This window comes from Desulfotomaculum sp. OF05-3 (genome assembly GCF_003435535.1).
Taxonomy (GTDB): domain Bacteria; phylum Bacillota; class Clostridia; order Lachnospirales; family Lachnospiraceae; genus Pilosibacter; species Pilosibacter fragilis.
The window spans coordinates 1-17956 of the sequence record NZ_QWGO01000016.1; the positions used below are offsets into that span (position 1 = coordinate 1).

At 49.6% G+C, this 17956-nt stretch carries 15 protein-coding genes and 2 pseudogenes; 12 read left to right on the forward strand and 5 right to left on the reverse strand.

Annotated elements, in window-relative coordinates:
* The 8 genes and pseudogenes from DXA87_RS18375 to DXA87_RS09850 form a co-directional block, all read left to right on the forward strand.
* Window positions 1–197, forward strand: a pseudogene (locus DXA87_RS18375) (collagen-like protein); the annotation flags it as partial.
* A gap of 308 nt (window positions 198–505) precedes the next feature.
* Window positions 506–910, forward strand: coding sequence for a PaaI family thioesterase (locus tag DXA87_RS09820; protein ID WP_015553334.1), 405 nt, complete (start codon window positions 506–508; stop codon window positions 908–910).
* Window positions 911–1153: 243 nt separating this feature from the next.
* Complete coding sequence (rpsL, locus tag DXA87_RS09825) at window positions 1154–1573, forward strand: 30S ribosomal protein S12 (protein ID WP_117483763.1); 420 nt, start codon at window positions 1154–1156, stop codon at window positions 1571–1573.
* Between the two features lie 256 nt (window positions 1574–1829).
* Window positions 1830–2300, forward strand: coding sequence for a 30S ribosomal protein S7 (gene rpsG / locus DXA87_RS09830; protein WP_021905592.1), 471 nt, complete (start codon window positions 1830–1832; stop codon window positions 2298–2300).
* Between the two features lie 15 nt (window positions 2301–2315).
* A complete protein-coding gene (fusA, locus tag DXA87_RS09835; RefSeq protein WP_117469197.1) occupies window positions 2316–4442 on the forward strand; it encodes an elongation factor G in 2127 nt (708 codons plus the stop codon).
* Window positions 4443–4582: 140 nt separating this feature from the next.
* Complete coding sequence (gene tuf / locus DXA87_RS09840; protein ID WP_015553337.1) at window positions 4583–5776, forward strand: elongation factor Tu; 1194 nt, start codon at window positions 4583–4585, stop codon at window positions 5774–5776.
* Window positions 5777–6104: 328 nt separating this feature from the next.
* On the forward strand, window positions 6105–6317 hold the full coding sequence (locus DXA87_RS09845) for a FeoA family protein (RefSeq protein ID WP_015553338.1): 213 nt from the start codon (window positions 6105–6107) through the stop codon (window positions 6315–6317).
* A gap of 230 nt (window positions 6318–6547) precedes the next feature.
* A complete protein-coding gene (locus DXA87_RS09850) occupies window positions 6548–7753 on the forward strand; it encodes a pyruvate kinase (RefSeq protein WP_117504162.1) in 1206 nt (401 codons plus the stop codon).
* A gap of 169 nt (window positions 7754–7922) precedes the next feature.
* Here DXA87_RS09850 and DXA87_RS09855 read toward each other — a convergent pair.
* From DXA87_RS09855 to DXA87_RS09870, 4 genes and pseudogenes are all read right to left on the reverse strand, one after another.
* Window positions 7923–8087, reverse strand: a pseudogene (locus tag DXA87_RS09855) (sugar phosphate isomerase/epimerase); the annotation flags it as partial.
* 217 nt (window positions 8088–8304) lie between these two features.
* On the reverse strand, window positions 8305–9273 hold the full coding sequence (locus tag DXA87_RS09860; protein WP_117504164.1) for a D-2-hydroxyacid dehydrogenase: 969 nt from the start codon (window positions 9271–9273) through the stop codon (window positions 8305–8307).
* Window positions 9274–9499: 226 nt separating this feature from the next.
* Window positions 9500–10639 (reverse strand): glycerate kinase, encoded by a 1140-nt coding sequence (locus tag DXA87_RS09865; RefSeq protein ID WP_117504166.1) that lies wholly within the window; start codon window positions 10637–10639, stop codon window positions 9500–9502.
* Window positions 10640–11090: 451 nt separating this feature from the next.
* The gene (locus DXA87_RS09870) at window positions 11091–12536 is read right to left on the reverse strand and encodes an amidohydrolase (protein ID WP_117504167.1); all 1446 of its coding nucleotides are present in this window, start codon (window positions 12534–12536) and stop codon (window positions 11091–11093) included.
* 520 nt (window positions 12537–13056) lie between these two features.
* On the opposite strand from DXA87_RS09870, the gene DXA87_RS09875 reads away from it, so the two are divergent.
* The 3 genes from DXA87_RS09875 to DXA87_RS09885 all read left to right on the forward strand — a co-directional run bounded on the left by DXA87_RS09875 (window position 13057) and on the right by DXA87_RS09885 (window position 15848).
* Window positions 13057–13761, forward strand: a complete 705-nt coding sequence (locus DXA87_RS09875; protein WP_117504169.1) for a response regulator transcription factor — start codon at window positions 13057–13059, stop codon at window positions 13759–13761.
* A complete protein-coding gene (locus DXA87_RS09880) occupies window positions 13758–15203 on the forward strand; it encodes a HAMP domain-containing sensor histidine kinase (RefSeq protein ID WP_158553066.1) in 1446 nt (481 codons plus the stop codon). Before DXA87_RS09875 ends, DXA87_RS09880 begins: the two co-directional genes overlap by 4 nt.
* Before the next feature lie 201 nt (window positions 15204–15404).
* Window positions 15405–15848, forward strand: coding sequence for a hypothetical protein (locus DXA87_RS09885; protein ID WP_015553347.1), 444 nt, complete (start codon window positions 15405–15407; stop codon window positions 15846–15848).
* Between the two features lie 130 nt (window positions 15849–15978).
* Here DXA87_RS09885 and DXA87_RS09890 read toward each other — a convergent pair whose 3' ends face one another.
* Window positions 15979–16707, reverse strand: coding sequence for a phosphatase (locus DXA87_RS09890; RefSeq protein ID WP_117504173.1), 729 nt, complete (start codon window positions 16705–16707; stop codon window positions 15979–15981).
* A 306-nt stretch (window positions 16708–17013) separates the two neighbouring features.
* Between DXA87_RS09890 and DXA87_RS09895 the strand changes: the two genes are divergently transcribed.
* Entirely contained in the window at window positions 17014–17910 is an 897-nt protein-coding gene (locus DXA87_RS09895; protein WP_015553349.1) for a S1 RNA-binding domain-containing protein, read from the forward strand.
* The last annotated feature ends 46 nt before the right edge of the window (window positions 17911–17956 follow it).

The window sequence follows — 17956 nt, forward strand, 5'->3', positions numbered from 1 at the left end:
CGATGGGTCCGGCAGGAGCAGTGGGAGCGACAGGTGCGATGGGTCCACAGGGGCCAACCGGTCCGACAGGTCCCGCAGGGACAGTGACAGCGGCCGCTCCGGTGGCAAATGCCACAGACTCGGAGAACGTGGTGAATCAGTTTAATGAATTACTTGCAAATCTGAGAACGGCTGGACTTCTGGCACCCAATCCCTAACGAAGGATAGATTAAAAGAGGAGACCGCAGATGCGGTCTCCCTCAGGATCGAAAGAGATTTGTAACGGTTCAGCCCGGGAGCGGTATCGTTCCAGAATGTGTATCGGATGTGGACTAAATCGCATCGGGGGGGATCAAATCGCACCGGGGGTCTTGCATGAAAATTTCCGGTATGGTAAAATCCTGTCTGAAAATATACAGTGCTTGTAACAGTTCAGTACCTTTGCAGTTGCGGGCAAAAATCTATTCCGGACCGGCTGTGCGATGGGATTATTGACACTGCCGGAACGCAGAAGGAGGAAAAAGTCATGAAAGAAACATGGAACGTCCTCGACCCGGACGAGTATGTAAAACACAATCCATTTATGGGATATACCAATATGAAGATTGAAAAGATCTCCCCGGAATGCAGTGAGATCAGTATGAAGATCACTCACGGCGTGACAAACCTGATGGGCATGGTCCATGGCGGAATGCTCTATGCTCTGGCAGATGTGGTAACAGGCCTCACGGCCAGAGCCGACGGAAGAAAATATGTGACCCAGAGTGCCCATATAAACTTTATCCGGAACGTATCGGAGGGAACGGTCTATGCAAAAGGCATCTTGATCCGCCGCGGCAGATCCATCACAATCGTCCGCAGTGAAGTGACAGATGAAAAGGGAGATCTTCTCGCTGATGTGACCGTGGACATGTTCTGTCTTGGAGAGTAGTCTCCTGGCAGGAGAAAAACAGGCCAAACCTGTCAAGATCACAAGAGATAAATTTGAGACAACTCATCCAGGCGTGTCATGATCGAAAAACGCCGTATTTTCAAAGAAAATTTAAGGTTTCTCCTTGACATGCAGAAAAACTCTGTATATAATAATGGGGCGTGCATCGGGTACGTCCCGTTTTTTGTGCGCATAAAGGCTGAAAGCAGCAACCAACAGTCAATATCACAGGAGGTGAAAAGAATGCCAACATTTAACCAGTTAGTAAGAAAAGGTAGAGAGACTACTGTAAAGAAATCTACAGCTCCGGCACTCCAGAAAGGATACAATTCCCTTCATAAGAAAGCCACAGATACATCTGCTCCGCAGAAGAGAGGTGTATGCACAGCTGTTAAGACTGCAACTCCTAAGAAGCCGAACTCCGCTCTTAGAAAGATTGCCAGAGTACGTCTTTCCAACGGTATTGAAGTAACAAGCTATATCCCGGGTGAGGGACATAACCTTCAGGAGCACTCCGTTGTTCTGATCCGTGGTGGTCGTGTTAAGGACCTTCCGGGTACCAGATACCACATCATCAGAGGTACTCTTGATACTGCAGGCGTTGCCAACAGAAGACAGGCTCGCTCCAAGTACGGCGCAAAGAGACCGAAAGATAAAAAATAATTGCGAAGCAATTATTGCTACTCAAACGTAGCGAAGCGGAGTTCGAGTTTCCCGTCTTAAGTGGCGGTCGATAGAAACTTGAACAACCGCATAGGGATCACTAACAGGAATAAAGTGAATGCGTACAACGCATATTAGTGCCGGTGGTATTTGACCTGTGGTTGCAGGAGATAGATAGAAAACCGCGCGCGAACACATTTTATGGAAACATGTGAGTACCGATGATATAATTTTTATAATTAAGGAGGGAAGTAACGTGCCACGTAAAGGACATACTCAGAAAAGAGACGTATTAGCAGACCCGCTTTACAGCAACAAAGTTGTAACCAAGCTGATCAACAACATCATGCTTGATGGTAAGAGGGGCGTTGCTCAGAAAATTGTTTACGGCGCTTTCGAAGAGGTCGCTGAGAAGACCGGTAAGGACGCTGTAGAAGTATTCGAAGAGGCTATGAACAACATCATGCCGGTTCTCGAGGTTAAGGCAAAACGTATCGGTGGTGCAACATACCAGGTACCGATCGAGGTTAAGCCGGAGAGAAGACAGGCATTAGGCCTTCGCTGGATCACTCTCTATTCCCGTAAGAGAAGCGAGAAGACCCAGGTAGAGAGACTTGCAAACGAGATTATGGATGCAGCTAACAACACTGGCGCATCTGTAAAGAAGAAAGAGGAAATGCATAAGATGGCTGAGGCTAACAAGGCATTTGCTCACTACAGATTCTAATAGGAGGAAAGATCCTTGGCTGGAAGAGAATATCCGTTAGAGAGAACCAGAAATATCGGAATCATGGCTCATATCGATGCTGGTAAGACAACAACGACAGAGCGTATCCTTTATTATACTGGTATTAACTATAAGATCGGTGATACTCACGAAGGTACAGCTACCATGGACTGGATGGAGCAGGAGCAGGAGAGAGGTATCACGATCACATCCGCAGCTACGACTTGTCACTGGACTCTTCAGGAAAAGACAAAGCCGAAGGCTGGCGCACTTGAGCACCGTATCAACATCATCGATACACCAGGCCACGTAGACTTCACTGTTGAGGTTGAGCGTTCCCTCCGTGTACTTGATGGCGCTGTTGGCGTTTTCTGTGCAAAGGGTGGTGTAGAGCCGCAGTCCGAGAACGTATGGCGTCAGGCTGATACCTACAACGTACCGAGAATGGCATTCATCAACAAGATGGATATCCTTGGGGCAAACTTCTACGGCTGTGTAGATCAGATCCGTACAAGACTTGGCAAGAACGCGATCTGCATCCAGCTCCCGATCGGTAAGGAAGACGAGTTCAAGGGAATCATCGACCTCTTCGAGATGAAGGCTTACATCTACAATGATGATAAGGGCGATGATATCTCCGTAACAGACATTCCGGAAGATATGGCAGATGATGCAGAGCTTTACCACAGCGAACTCGTTGAGAAGATCTGCGAGCTCGATGATGACCTCATGATGCAGTATCTTGAGGGTGAGGAGCCGACCGTTGATGAGATGAAGAAGGTTCTTCGTAAAGCAACCTGCGAGTGTCAGGCAATTCCGGTATGCTGCGGTACAGCATACAGAAACAAAGGCGTACAGAAGCTCCTTGATGCGATCATCGAGTACATGCCGTCTCCGCTTGACATCCCGCCGATCAAGGGCGTTGACCTTGAGGGCAACGAAGTAGTTCGTCATTCTTCCGATGATGAGCCGTTCTCCGCACTTGCATTCAAGATCATGACAGACCCGTTCGTAGGTAAGCTTGCATTCTTCCGTGTTTACTCCGGAACAATGAACTCCGGTTCCTACGTATTAAACGCAACAAAAGATAAAAAAGAGCGTGTTGGCCGTATCCTTCAGATGCATGCAAACAAGAGACACGAGCTTGACAAGGTTTACTCCGGTGATATCGCCGCTGCAGTTGGATTCAAGTCCACAACAACTGGTGATACAATTTGTGACGAGCAGCATCCGGTAATCCTTGAGTCCATGGTATTCCCGGAGCCGGTTATCGATATCGCAATCGAGCCGAAGACAAAAGCCGGACAGGATAAGATGGGCGAGGCTCTTGCAAAGCTTGCTGAAGAGGACCCGACATTCCGTGTTCATACTGATACAGAAACAGGCCAGACCATCATCTCCGGTATGGGTGAGCTGCATCTGGAAATCATCGTTGACCGTCTCCTTCGTGAATTCAAGGTAGAGGCTAACGTTGGTGCTCCGCAGGTTGCTTATAAAGAGACAATGACTAAGGCTGTTGACGTAGACAGCAAGTACGCGAAGCAGTCTGGTGGTCGTGGACAGTACGGTCACTGTAAAGTACACTTCACACCGATGGATCCGAACGGCGAAGAGACATTCAAGTTCACTTCTTCCGTTGTCGGCGGTGCTATTCCGAAGGAATACATTCCGGCTGTCGGCGAAGGTATCGAAGAGGCTACAAAGGCCGGTATCCTTGGCGGATTCCCGGTACTCGGCGTAGCTGCAGATGTATATGATGGATCTTACCATGAGGTCGACTCTTCCGAGATGGCATTCCACATCGCTGGTTCCATGGCATTCAAGGATGCTATGGCGAAAGGTAACCCGGTACTTCTTGAGCCGATCATGAAGGTAGAGGTTACAATGCCTGAGGAGTACATGGGCGACGTTATCGGTGACGTTAACGCACGTCGTGGACGTATCGAGGGTATGGAAGATATCGGCGGCGGCAAGATGGTTAAGGCATATGTTCCGCTTGCTGAGATGTTCGGCTACTCCACAGACCTTCGTTCCAGAACACAGGGTCGTGGTAACTACTCCATGTTCTTCGAGAAGTACGAGCAGGTACCGAAGAGCGTTCAGGAGAAGATCATCGCTGAGAGAAAGGGCGCTGCGAAATAATCCCACGGGATTATTTCCGGTTTCCTCTTGCATATAGCAAGAATAGGCTTGAAAAACTTTTTCGAATGGAATATAATAGTATTCAGCCTAAGTTAAATATGATAGCCCAATGGGCGCAAAATTAAGGAGGACGTTTTAAAATGGCAAAAGCTAAGTTTGAAAGAACCAAACCGCATTGTAACATTGGTACCATTGGACACGTTGACCATGGTAAAACAACATTAACAGCAGCAATCACAAAAGTTCTTGCAGCAAGAGTTGCAGGTAACACAGCTGAGAACTTTGAAGATATCGATAAAGCTCCGGAAGAGAGAGAACGTGGTATCACAATCTCCACAGCTCACGTTGAGTATCAGACAGAGAAGAGACACTATGCACACGTTGACTGCCCAGGCCATGCTGACTATGTAAAGAACATGATCACTGGTGCTGCTCAGATGGATGGTGCTATCCTCGTTGTAGCTGCTACTGATGGTGTTATGGCTCAGACAAGAGAGCACATCCTGCTTTCCCGTCAGGTAGGCGTACCGTACATCGTAGTATTCATGAACAAGTGCGATATGGTTGACGATCCGGAGCTTCTTGAGCTCGTAGAGATGGAGATCAGAGATCTTCTTAACGAGTACGAGTTCCCGGGCGATGACACTCCGATCATCCAGGGTTCCGCTCTTAAGGCTCTTGAGGATCCGAACGGTGAGTGGGGCGACAAGATCATGGAACTTATGGACGCTGTAGATAGCTACATTCCGGATCCGGTTCGTGACACAGATAAGCCGTTCCTTATGCCGATCGAGGATGTATTCACAATCACAGGTCGTGGTACAGTTGCTACAGGCCGTGTAGAGCGTGGTACTCTTAAACTCAACGATGAGGTTGAGATCGTTGGTATTCACGAGGAGACTCGTAAGACAGTTGTAACTGGTATCGAGATGTTCCGTAAGCTCCTTGACCAGGCTCAGGCTGGTGATAACATCGGTGCTCTTCTTCGTGGTGTTCAGAGAACAGAGATCCAGAGAGGTCAGTGTCTTGTTAAACCGGGTTCCGTAACCTGCCACAAGAAATTCACAGCTCAGGTTTACGTTCTTACTAAAGACGAGGGTGGCCGTCATACACCGTTCTTCAACAACTATCGTCCGCAGTTCTACTTCAGAACAACAGACGTTACAGGCGTTTGCGAGCTTCCGGAAGGTACAGAGATGTGCATGCCGGGCGACAACGTTGAGATGACAATCGAGCTTATCCATCCGGTAGCTATGGAGCAGGGTCTTCGTTTCGCTATCCGTGAGGGCGGCAGAACTGTTGGTTCCGGTAGAGTTGCTACAATCATCGAGTAATCAACGAATCTAATACCGAGGTGCTTTGCACCGAAAAAATAAATATAGTATCTCCGTGAGATATTTGTGTCCAAGCGCAAGATGCCCGCAGAACTTTGTTCTGCGGGTTTTTCTGTTACAAAAACAATATATGCTATGTTAGCAGTACCGAATTTGTGATTTTGCCGTAAACGAAAAGATTACATGCACCTAACTGATTTTACGCTTGACTAACCAATAGTTTGAGGAGTATTCTATAAAAAGAAGATACAAAATGAATAAATTCATATAAATTTACAGACAATATCCGATAAAACAATTGTAAAGCATAGGATCAGGGGGCGTTATTATGCAGGCTTTATCAACGGCAAAATCAGGGGAACGTTATACAATTAAGTGGATGCTCGGAAACCAGAAGGTGATGGATTTTCTTCATCGCCACGATTTCTGCGAGGGAAACCCGATCGATGTGATCCTGCGGAACAATGACTGGATGATCATTGGAAATGACATGTGCAGAGTCGCGATCGGATGTGAAGTTGCGGATAGAATCCAGGTTTAAGGTTTTTGAAAGATAAATAAAGAATGGGATCTTCGATAAAAGAAGGTGTGGCGGACAGAGAAAAAAGGTCTGGCGCACCTTTTATATTGCCATGCATCTGGAAAAAGCTGCCGGTGGCAGGTTCTGTAGCCAGGAAAGTCGGGAAAAGTTCTTCCCGCCGGGAAACTGGATGACAATCCCGCCGCCTTATGATATGCTTGAGGAAGAATAAGGATCAGGAGGACGTTTAGATGGTGAATATATACGGAACGCTGGGACCGGCGTGCGCAAGCGAGAAGGTGCTGGCGGAGATGTTTTCACTGGGAATGACAGGAATGCGGCTGAACCTGTCCCATGTTACGCTCGCAGAGTCAGGGGATCTGATTGGAAAGATGAAGCGCGCAGCAGAAAAATGCGGGGTAAAACCGCAGCTTCTCGTGGACCTTCAGGGACCGGAACTGCGAACCGGAACCATCTCTGAGCCTGTTTCGTTGAAGAATGGGGATATTGTAGAGATATGCGGAATCCCAGAAAAAGTGAAGGATTCCTCAGTAAGTGGGGCAGATAGAAAAGAAATCGCACAGAAATCTGAAAATAAAGATATCGAGAAAATACCAGCTGAGAAAAATACATTTGGAAAAGGTTCTGGAAACGCTGATCGGTCCCAAAATAAACGTGACCATGTGAAAGCACCTGGAGAGTATGCGAAGATCATGCTGCCGGAACTCACCTTCCCATACCTGATTCCGGGTCAGGAAGTTCTTCTGGACGATGGGAAGATCCATTTAAAAATTGTGGAAAAAGCGGAAAATGTGACCGAGAATGGTGGAGAAAACACTCAGGAAAAGCGTTATTTCGCAAAGGTCCTCTGGGGCGGTCTCCTAAAGAGCAGAAAGAGCGCGGCTCTTCCGGGCGCGAAGATCTATCCGCCGACGCTGACAAATTCTGACCTTGCAAACATTAAGATCGCAAAAGAGATGGGCGTGACCGGTGTCATGCAGCCATTTGTGAGAGATCACAGTGACTTGGAGTGCGTAAAAGAGGCGCTTCGGGAGGCGGGAGCGGAGGATATCAGGCTCTTCGCGAAGATCGAAAACATGGATGGCGTCCGGAAACTGGAGAAACTTCTTCCGGCGGCGGATGAGATCGTGATCGCCAGGGGTGACCTTGGAAATGCCGTTCATCTCTGGGACCTTCCGGGTGTCCAGCGCCAGATCTCCGAGAAGTGCCGGGCGGCGGGAAAGCCGTTCATGGTAGTGACCCAGATGCTGGCCTCCATGGAGCGCAGCCCTGTCCCGACCCGTGCGGAGGTAAATGATATCTTCCATGCTGTGATGGATGGCGCTGCTTCAATCATGGTGACAGGGGAGACTGCGGTCGGAGATTACCCGGTGGAAGTCATCCGGTATATGGTGAATACGGTGAGAAGCGCGGAGAAGAAAAAAATAGATAAATAATTGCAATTGTTTAACAAATTGATGCACTTGACGTGCGAAAAATCCAGAAAGAAAAAATAAGTAGAACGACTAGAAAGCGAAAAAATACGTTCCATCTACGGCAGGTACGATTCTTTCATCCAGAGCTTAGAAAGAACCGCTGGCACACCGGGATGGAACGTATTTTTAAATGGGTGATGTAAGGGCGGAGCGTGCGGAAGACGAACTGGCTGGTCTCATGGGTGACCGGGATGTGGGAGAGATCTACGAGAAGACCGAAATTGTTGTGGGTCATCCGCATCTCGGCGCCGAATTTTGCCGCGTATGGAGCCGGTTCCATGAGGGAGGCTTTGTCGGGAAAACTCATCCATTGGAGCGCACCGACGCGGAAATATTTGTGGATCGATTCATTCATAATTTTAAATGTAGTTCAGTATCGTAAGGAACGGAACATTTCCTTTCTCCTGGATAGCAAATGACGACAGGAATTTTTGAAATGAAATGTCACAGGAAATTCCAGATAATTTCCTGTGACACAGTGGCGCTAAAAAGCCTGATATGCCCAGTCAAAATTATTTCATGTTCACTACATGAACCGGTTTTCCGTTTAAGAACGCCCGGATATTCTCCACAGTGCAGTCCATGATCCGCCTGCGGCTTTCCTTCGGAGCCCATGAAATATGCGGGGTGATGATGCAGTTTGGAGCTTTTAAGAGCGGGTTGTCAGCCTTGATCGGCTCAGTGGAAACGACATCGAGACCGGCGGCAGCGACTTTGCCGGAAGCAAGCGCTTCTACGAGGTCCACCTCGTTGACAAGCTGCCCGCGGGCATTGTTCAGAAGAATCACGCCGTCCTTCATTTTCGCGATATTTTCCCGGTTGATGAGTCCTGCGTTTTCCGGTGTCAGATTGCAGTGCAGGGAGATCACGTCAGCCTTCGCGAAAAGCTCATCCTGGGTAACGTAATCCGCGATCGCGCGGCCGGATTCATTCGGGTAGAGGTCATAGGCGATGACGTTCATGCCGAGAGCTTTCGCGATGCGTCCCTCAGCCTGACCGATGCGCCCGAAGCCGATGATGCCCATGGTCTTTCCCTCCAGCTCGATCAGCGGATAGTCCCAGTAGCACCAGTCAATGCTTTCAGCCCATTTTCCTTCATGGACAGTCTTGTCATGGTGGCCGATGTGATGGCAGACCTCAAGGAGAAGAGCGATGGAGAACTGACTGACAGAGGCGGTTCCGTATGTCGGAACATTCACAACAGGAATTCCCTTTTCAGCGGCGTAGTTATAGTCGATGACATTGTAGCCGGTGGCGAGAGCCGCGATCAGCTTGATACGCGGACACTTGTCGATGGTCTCACGGGAGATCGGGGTCTTATTTGTGATGATAATCTCGGCATCACCGATACGTTCAGTGATCAGAGGTGATTCTGTGAAGGAAGTTCTGTCATAGACGGTGAGGTCACCGAATTCTTTTAACGCGTCCCAGCTTAAATCGCCCGGGTTTTCTGTATATCCATCTAAAACTACAAGCTTCATATATAATCGTCTCCTTTTTTGAAAAAATTGTGGGCAGATAAAACACAGAAGCAGATAAAACACAGAAGAGTATCCGCCAAAAGGCTCAGAAAGTGAAAATATAAGTTTCATGCACCTGATTTGAGGCTGATAAAAATTTTGAGTCCCCAATTCCCGGTAGTCTTTCTCGGTCATGAAGTGCCTACAGGTTATAAAAACCATCGAAAGAAATCAAAGACCGCTATATTTATCTTAAATTTCCAATTTGAAACAGTCTAAGCACATTCTCAGCAGTATTCAGCAGATTCTCCTCCGCATGACTCATCACATCCTCCAACGACATGACGCCCGGAACCGTGTCGAAGATCGCATCGATCCCGAAATTATAAAGCGTTTCGCATCCGTCGCCTTTCGCCCCGGCGATGGCAACCACCGGCACATTCCGGACTTTTTTGGCGCGTTCAGCGACACCGACAGGAACTTTTCCCAGCGCGGACTGGAAGTCAATCCGTCCTTCGCCCGTAATTACAAGGTCCGCCTGCTTCACATGCTCATCGAAATCCGTGAGATCCAGAACCAGGTCGATTCCCGAGCAGATCGTCACCGGGAAATACGGGAGAATTCCGCAGAGCAGGCCGCCTGCCGCTCCGCTCCCGTCGGTGTCGGCGGCAGCGCAGTGGAGTTTATCCTTCAAAACTGCGGCATAGTGAGCGAGCGCCGCGTCAAGAATCTTCACCTGCTCCTCATCAGCCCCTTTCTGAGGTCCGAACACGGCAGCTGCTCCGAGGGCTCCGCAAAGGTGATTTTTTACATCGCAGGCAACCAAAAACTTGCATCCGGCGGCTTCCCTCAAAAGCCCATCCGTGGAGATCGAGGCAAGTTCCCTTAAGTGGACACCGCCTGGTTCCAGTTCCTTCCCATCCTTATCGAGAAACGAGATTCCAAGGGCGCCTGCCAGCCCGGCGCCGCCGTCGGTGGTGGCGCTTCCGCCGAGACCTAAGATGATCTTTTTAACTCTATGTTCCAGGGCGTGACGGATCAGCTCGCCCGTTCCAAAGGTGGACGCGTGCAGGGCATCCCGCTCCTCAGGTTTTAATAAGGTAAGTCCGGACGCCGCAGCGGTCTCGATCACGGCGCTGCCGTCCGGGAGAAGTCCATACTCGGCGGTTATTGGGCGCCCCAAAGGATCATGGGCAGGAACGCTGACTTTTGTTCCTCTCATGGCAGCAACCAAGGCATCAACGGTTCCCTCTCCGCCGTCAGCGACAGGAATCTTTGTGATGGTCACATCCGGGATTACATTTTTTGCGGCACGTTCAATGGTATCGGTCACTTGTCTGGCAGAGCAGCTTCCCTTAAAGGAATCTGCGGCGATCAGTATGTTCATGTTCCGTTCCTCCCTTGTATACACAGTAGAACCACTGTATTGAGTGGCTGATAAAGCATGGATTTTAAGTCGAGAGCTTATACTTTCCGGTTAGTTCCGTATAGGAACAGGCTATTGAAATATTATCATTATAACAGAAAATCAGAGTACGAACATGTACCCTGATCAACTTACTGAAAAATATCGTTACAGTTCAGCCATTACATCTTCTTGTTTTCATATTCATGAAAACAAGAAGCTTGGTGGTTCCACCATATGCTGATTTGGATGAAAAAGTGCTTATGCAAGCAAGCTTGCAACACACTTTCTCATTCAAACCAGCGCATGGCTGAACTGTAACAAAATATCCGTTTTTTGTATGAAAGACTGAACTCACGCAGACAAGATTTTACAGATAAAGCAGTTTCAAATTGTGAAAGATGGAGTCTGCGGAGAACCGTGAATCGACGGTTTAGTATGTATCTAACGGCGGCTCAACAGAATCCGGCAGCGGGCAGGTATAGTGTCCACCGTTTCTCTTGTGGAGTTCTTTCTTTGCGGCTTCGATCACATCCGGGCGGTCCATGGTGCGGATGCAGGAGAGAGCCAGGACTTTTGCTGCGGTCAGGAGTCCCTTGTGGGCTAACGGGCTGCAGGACTGGGCAACCATCTGCCAGGAGTGTCCGACATTTCCGATACATGCGGTGGCAATATTGATATTTAAGGTAGGGGCGGCGTATCCGACATCACCCACATCTGTAGAGCCGGCGGTCAGCTTGATCTTATCCGGGTTGAACGGGTGGATCTCGGAATCCAGCGGCCTTTCAAGAATCTCCTCTAAGCGGTCTTCCCCGTAAGTCTCAATGATCTGGGATTTGATGTTTTCCAGGGTGGTCGCCGGGTAGGTATTTAAGAATTCCTTTGCCATCCTGTAATCCGCGTCATCCCATTTCGGAGCGCCGACTTCCTGTAAACACTCGTCCGCAACCGCCGCCAGGGCGTTGTTTGGAAGATATTCGGTGAACGCCATGGAAAGCTCGCACTCAAAGGTGGTATCGGTCATGATGGATGCGCCGCGGGCAACATTTTTTACGCGCTCGAAGAGCTCTTTTACCTGGTAGACCCACGGAGAGCGGACCTCATAGCGGATCGTCGCGTGATCCTGTACGACGTTCGGGGCGGTTCCGCCGGCATCGATGTAAGCGTAGTGGATTCTCGCTTCCGGGATCATGTGCTCTCTCAGGTAGTTGCAGCCCACGTTCATGAGTTCAACGGCGTCCAGGGCACTTCTTCCGAGGTATGGGGTTGCGCCTGCGTGGGACGCAACACCCTTAAAATAGAAGTTTGCGCCCATGATGGCGTTGCTGTGATTGCACTCGACGGCGTTCTTTGTTGCCGGGTGCCAGGAGTATACGAAATCGACATCGTCGAACATGCCTGCGCGGGCCATGAACTGCTTGGAACCTGCGCCTTCTTCAGCCGGGCAGCCGAAGTAGATGATGGTTCCGTCCTTCTTGTTGGCGATCAGGTATTCCCTGACAGCCAGGGCAGCGGCGAGAGCGCCGGTACCGAGCGCGCAGTGGCCGCAGCCATGTCCCGGAGCGCCTTCCTTTAAAGGTTCCTTGTGCGGGTCAGCGGCCTTCTGGCTTAAGGAAGACAGGGCATCATACTCGCCGAGGATTCCCATGACAGGTTTTCCTGTTCCGTAGGAAAAGGTTCCGGTAAAGCAGGTCGGGATTCCGGCATCGCCTTCCGTCAAGGCAAAGCCCTCTTCTTTTAAGATTGATTTTAACAGGGCAGCCGATTTTGTCTCATGGAACGCCAGCTCGGCATACTCCCAGATCTTATCGTTGGCATCCAGGATCTTCGCGGATTTTTCGTCGATCACGCGGGTGAGAAATTCCAGGTCTTTATTCATGTGAGATTCCGTCCTTTCTGAAAATGTTGGATGGCGAGTGGGAAAAACATTTCTTTCGCACTGCGCTGTGATATAGAGTTAGTTTACAACAGTTTGCTGAAAAGTACAATGGAAAAAGGAGTTTTGCGGAAAATTTTCTGCGAAGTTTTGTCCTCTGTTCCCGGCTGCAGGAGCAGAAATTGAAAATATTCAGTAACTGTTCAGTAGGTCTGCGCATTTGCTGCGCTGACCGTAATAAAACATAGGCTTAAAGGCAAAAATCCCATCGGCGAAGCCGATTTGGAATGAATTTTTGCCCGTAACTATGAGGCACTGAACAGTTACAATATTCAGATGATCAGAATGAGACGCGGGTCCGGGCGGTCGTGCGGCAATTCTGCGGCAGGTATTTACCATGCAAGGAAAGGCATGGTATAATGGGCGTTAACAAAGAAGCTAAAGCTCGGGAACGCAGACTGCCGAAAGGCGGCGGAATGGGCTGCGCATCCTGGCAGATAATAGAAATACAGGAGGGAAAATTATGCCAAAGCTGATCTATGTGGCGGATGATGAAAAAAACATCTGTTTTCTGATAGAAAATTTCCTGGAAAAAGAGGGATATGAGGTGGAGTGCTTCGGGGATGGCGAGTCCCTTCTTGACGCGTTCCAGAAAAAAGCGCCGGATCTCTGCATCCTCGATATCATGATGCCGGGGATGGATGGCCTCACGGTCTGCACCCAGATCCGGAAGACGAGCCATGTTCCGATCATCATTGTCTCTGCAAAGGATTCCCCATTAGACCGGATCACCGGAATCACTCTCGGAAGTGACGATTACATGGTAAAACCGTTCCTGCCGCTGGAACTTGTGACGAGAGTCAAGGCGTTATTCCGCCGCGTGGACACATTCTCCGGACAGGAGGAAGAGGCGAAGGAGTCCTATGAGATCGGGGATATCAAGCTCTACCCGAAGCGCCGTGCCGCGAAGTTAAAGGACGAAGATTTTGCCCTGACACCGCTGGAATTCGACTTCCTGTGCCATATGCTGGAGCGCCAGGAACATGCGGCGAGCCGTGATGACCTGTTAAAATCTCTCTGGAAGGTGGACAGCAGGGAAGTTGACACCCGAGCTGTGGATGACATGGTGAAGCGTCTCAGAAAGAAGCTGAAGGACCAGAAGAGCACCGTGAAGATCGAGACCGTATGGGGCTACGGATTCCGCCTGACGAGTGGAGGAGAGGCATGAAATTAAGTATCCGGATGAAGATATTCCTTCCGGTGATGTTTCTTCTGATCGCGTTCCCGGTTGCGGCGTGGTTCGTGTTCAGCTATGCGCTGGACGGACATATGAACTACAACGCGAAGCGTGACCTGGGGCAGATGGTGAAGACCGTGGAGGAACTGGCGGACGAATACAGCAACCTGGACGTGCCGGACGAAACTAATGCGCCGGATGCCGGGAAGAGTCTCTTGAGTGCCCTGCGGAACGCGGCTCAGACAGAGTCCGGGGAGTCGAAAATGCTGGTCATTGGAAATAATTACCGGGTGCTGTACCCGAAAAACTATGATGACCAGCCGGAGATGACCCAGATGTACTCGGAATTTCTGACGAGAATGACCGGAAATGATTCGGCGTTCGAGAGCGGGGAGATCACGGAGGAGACCATCGGTGACACAAAATATATGCTCTATTTTCTGGATGTGGGTCAGAACCGGCCCAGTCATGTCCAGAATGTGCTCTTATACTGTCCGATCCACGATACCAGCGTGATCTTAAATGAGGTGTCGAGACTGGTGCTCATGATTATGGGAGCGATGGCGGGCGTGTCCATTGTGCTGTTCTGGTTCGTTGCGGGAAGTATTTCGACTCCGGTGAGCCGTCTCTGCGAAGCAGCCCGGGGAATCGGTGAGAAGAAGTTTAAGAAAGTCGAGACTGGGACCAACGTAAAGGAGCTCTACGAGCTGGAGAACGAGATCAACCAGATGCAGGACAATCTCTTAAAGGCAGACGAGGCGGAGCGTGTGTTTTTCCAGAACGCGTCCCATGAGCTCAGAACGCCGCTTATGTCCATCAGCGGTTATGCCCAGGGAATCCAGAGAGGCGTCTTTGAGGATGTCTCCCAGGCAGCAGGCGTGATCCTGGACGAGAGCAGCCGCCTGACGGAAGTTGTTGACGGGATCCTGACGTTGACGAGAATGGACCAGATGCGGTACCAGGTCGTGCCGGTGGAGTTGGGGATCCGGGAGTACATCGAGGACCAGATCGAGCGCCTTGAGGGACTTGCGTATCGGAAAAAAATAAAATTGGAATTTTTGCCGGGGGATGAGCATAAAATTATCTCGGATGTGATGCTTTTAGGCCGGGCGTTCTCGAATGTGACATCAAACTGTATCCGATACGCAAAGGAGATGGTCTGGATCTCCGTGGAGGAGAACGGGGAGCAGCTAAAGATCACGATCCGGGACGACGGGCCGGGAATCCTGGAAGACGATCTTCCTCATCTGTTCGATCGCTTTTATAAAGGGAAGAACGGAAATCACGGGCTGGGGCTTTCCATCGCAAAACGCTCCATGGAGTACATGGGAGGCGATATTGCGGCAAAAGCCTCGCCGGAAGGTGCCATATTTACGATCATACTGCCGCAGGATTGCCGCAGCTTTGCCGTAGAAGAATGGACAGAAGTGTGATAAGATGATAACAGTTCAGAGAGTGGACTTGTAAGTGTGATAAGCAGACATTTGCAGATATTCTTTGAATGAACGGAACATGGAAAATATCCACCTATTGAATAAAAAGTAAAATCGGGTGGGTTTCAGATGTTTTAGTATCTCGGGAGCACGAAAGTGTCAAGAGATTGATTATCAGCTTGCAATGAGGAGGACACGAAGATGAAGAGGATTTTATTTTTATTCGGTCTTCTGGTATGTCTTGCGGGAATGCCGTTGACAGCTTTTGCGGATAATAAGACTGCGAAGCAGACGTATGAGACGGCGATCTCGGACAACTGGAAAACGATGTTAAAGAACAGTATTGCACTGGATACGATCAACGCGGAGAACAACACCCACCTTTTAAACTGGCAGGATGTAAAGAACCCGTCGGACGAGGCGGTAAAGCTTGTGGAGAAGATCCGGAAGCTCCAGGCAGAGCAGGAAGAGGATCAGGAGAGCATGGACCCGTACACAAAGGCGAAGAAGACCTGTGACGAGAAGTTAAATGCGGACGGCGCGAATGCGGCGCTGGAGAATATTATCCGGATCCAGAAAGACCGTCTGAGCGATCAGAAGGAACTGCAGGCACTGTGGGCGAAGGTCGACAAACTGCTGAAGTAATTCTGGAATGATTTTTACGAAAGAGGAAACGGCTGTGAAGTGAAATAAAACTTCGCAGCCGTTTTTTGTGCTGTCAGACAGCTGAAATATGCTGCCAGCAGTAAAGGCAAGCCCCCTTTTATCAGATGATTCAACCCTGGAAGTCAGCTAAATCCGGAATATATTCCTTCAGGATCTCCGGATGATAGTTTGCGATCAGTTCCTCCGGAAAGTTTAACTCCTTTAAGAGGGCCTCCGCCCGTCCATGTTCCCCGACAGCCGTCGTAAAGTGGGCATCGCTGTTCATGATAACCGGAACCTTGTATTTCGCACAGAGCGGAAGAATGATCCGGTCATTTTCGTATGCGTGGATGCGGGATCCGCCCGGGGTCAGGGATGTGTTGTTGAGCTCGATCATCCGGTGGTGCTCCTTTGCGGTCTTCACTACCGCCTCGTAGTCCAGCGGGAATTTTCCGTCATCCGGGTGTCCGAGGATCGTGACATATGGATTTTTTAATGCTGTGACGACAGCGAAGGTGTTTTCTTCCCTTGTTCCCGGCTTTAAGCAGAGGTCATGGAGACTGGCAACGGTGTAGGATAACCGCTTTAACATCTTTTCCGACAGGTCGATGGTTCCTTTATAATCTACGATATTTAACTCACAGCCGAATAAAAGGCGGACGCCCTCCAAGACCGGCGGGATCACATTGAAGTTACAAAACTGCATCTCCCCACAGCTTCCAGGCATGGACGGGGCGTGCTCGGTGATGCCGAGGATCGGCAGGTCCTTTAAAGCGGCGGCATGGACCATCTCCGTGATGGTTCCATAGGCATGTCCGCTGGCGATGGTATGGGTATGCAGGTCAGCATAATCTTTCATGGTGAGTGCCTCCAAAATATATACTATGCGTTACTGCTCACGCTTTGCGCAAACAGTAACTGATTTTGCCGATGCTTCGCATTCCAGATCGGCAAAATCCACTACCACCACTGTATTGTACGGAATTTTCAGCTCAGAAAACTCCTACCCGTGTACAGTAATTACTATGCACATTTTAGCATGATTTTTTTGTGAAAACTATGGCAAATATTCACAGAATATGGTTAAATAGAGAAAGGAATTACTATTCATAATTACGCCGTCCAACGGCGTAAGGGCAGATGGTGAGAAAAGGAGAGATGACATATGGAATCCATGGACGATTACAAAGAGGAGCTGGAAGCCTCCCTTAAAAAAATTAGAGTTGGCGATGTTGTGACAGGTACCGTGATCGATGTGACAGATGACGCGGTGATCGTGGACTTGAAGGCTTACGCGGACGGCGTGATCCGCAAGGACGACCTGAGCGAAGATCCTGATTTCAATATGGCAGAGATGATCCATCCGGGCGACGAGATCACAGCCACCGTGATGGCGACAAACGACGGCGAGGGAAATATGGTCCTCTCAAAGAAGGAAGCAAATCAGGTCCTCGCGTGGGATAAGCTGAAAAATATGATGGAAGAGCGCACTGTTGTCCCGGTAAAGATCGCTGAGATCGTAAACGCCGGCGCTGTTGCGTACCTGGAAGGGATCCGCGGATTTATTCCGGCTTCCCGTCTGAGCGACGAGTATGTGGAAGACTTAAAGGAATTCGACGGAAAGACCATCGAGGTAACCGTTATCACCGCCGACGAGGAGACACACCGCCTCGTATTATCCGGCCGCGAGGCAGCGAGAGAGAAGAAACAGGAAGAGACAAACAAAAAAATAGCAAAATGCGAAGTCGGCGCTGTCATGAAGGGTACCGTCGAGACCTTAAAGGACTACGGCGCATTTGTAGAGCTTGAGAACGGACTTACCGGTCTCCTTCATATCTCCCAGATCAGCACAAAGAGGATCAAACATCCGGGCGCTGTTCTGAAAGAGGGACAGGAAGTACGTGTAAAAATTATCTCCACCGCAAACAACAAGATCAGTCTGTCTATGAAGGAGCTGATCGAGGAGGAAGAGGAGAGAGAAGCTGAGGACACCTACGGATATAAGGAAGAAGGTCAGGCAAGCACAGGTCTTGCGGATCTCTTAAAGGGTCTGAAGCTGTAGCAGAGAACGCGTGAAGACATGGTCGCATGGACGGAACGTTCCCGGC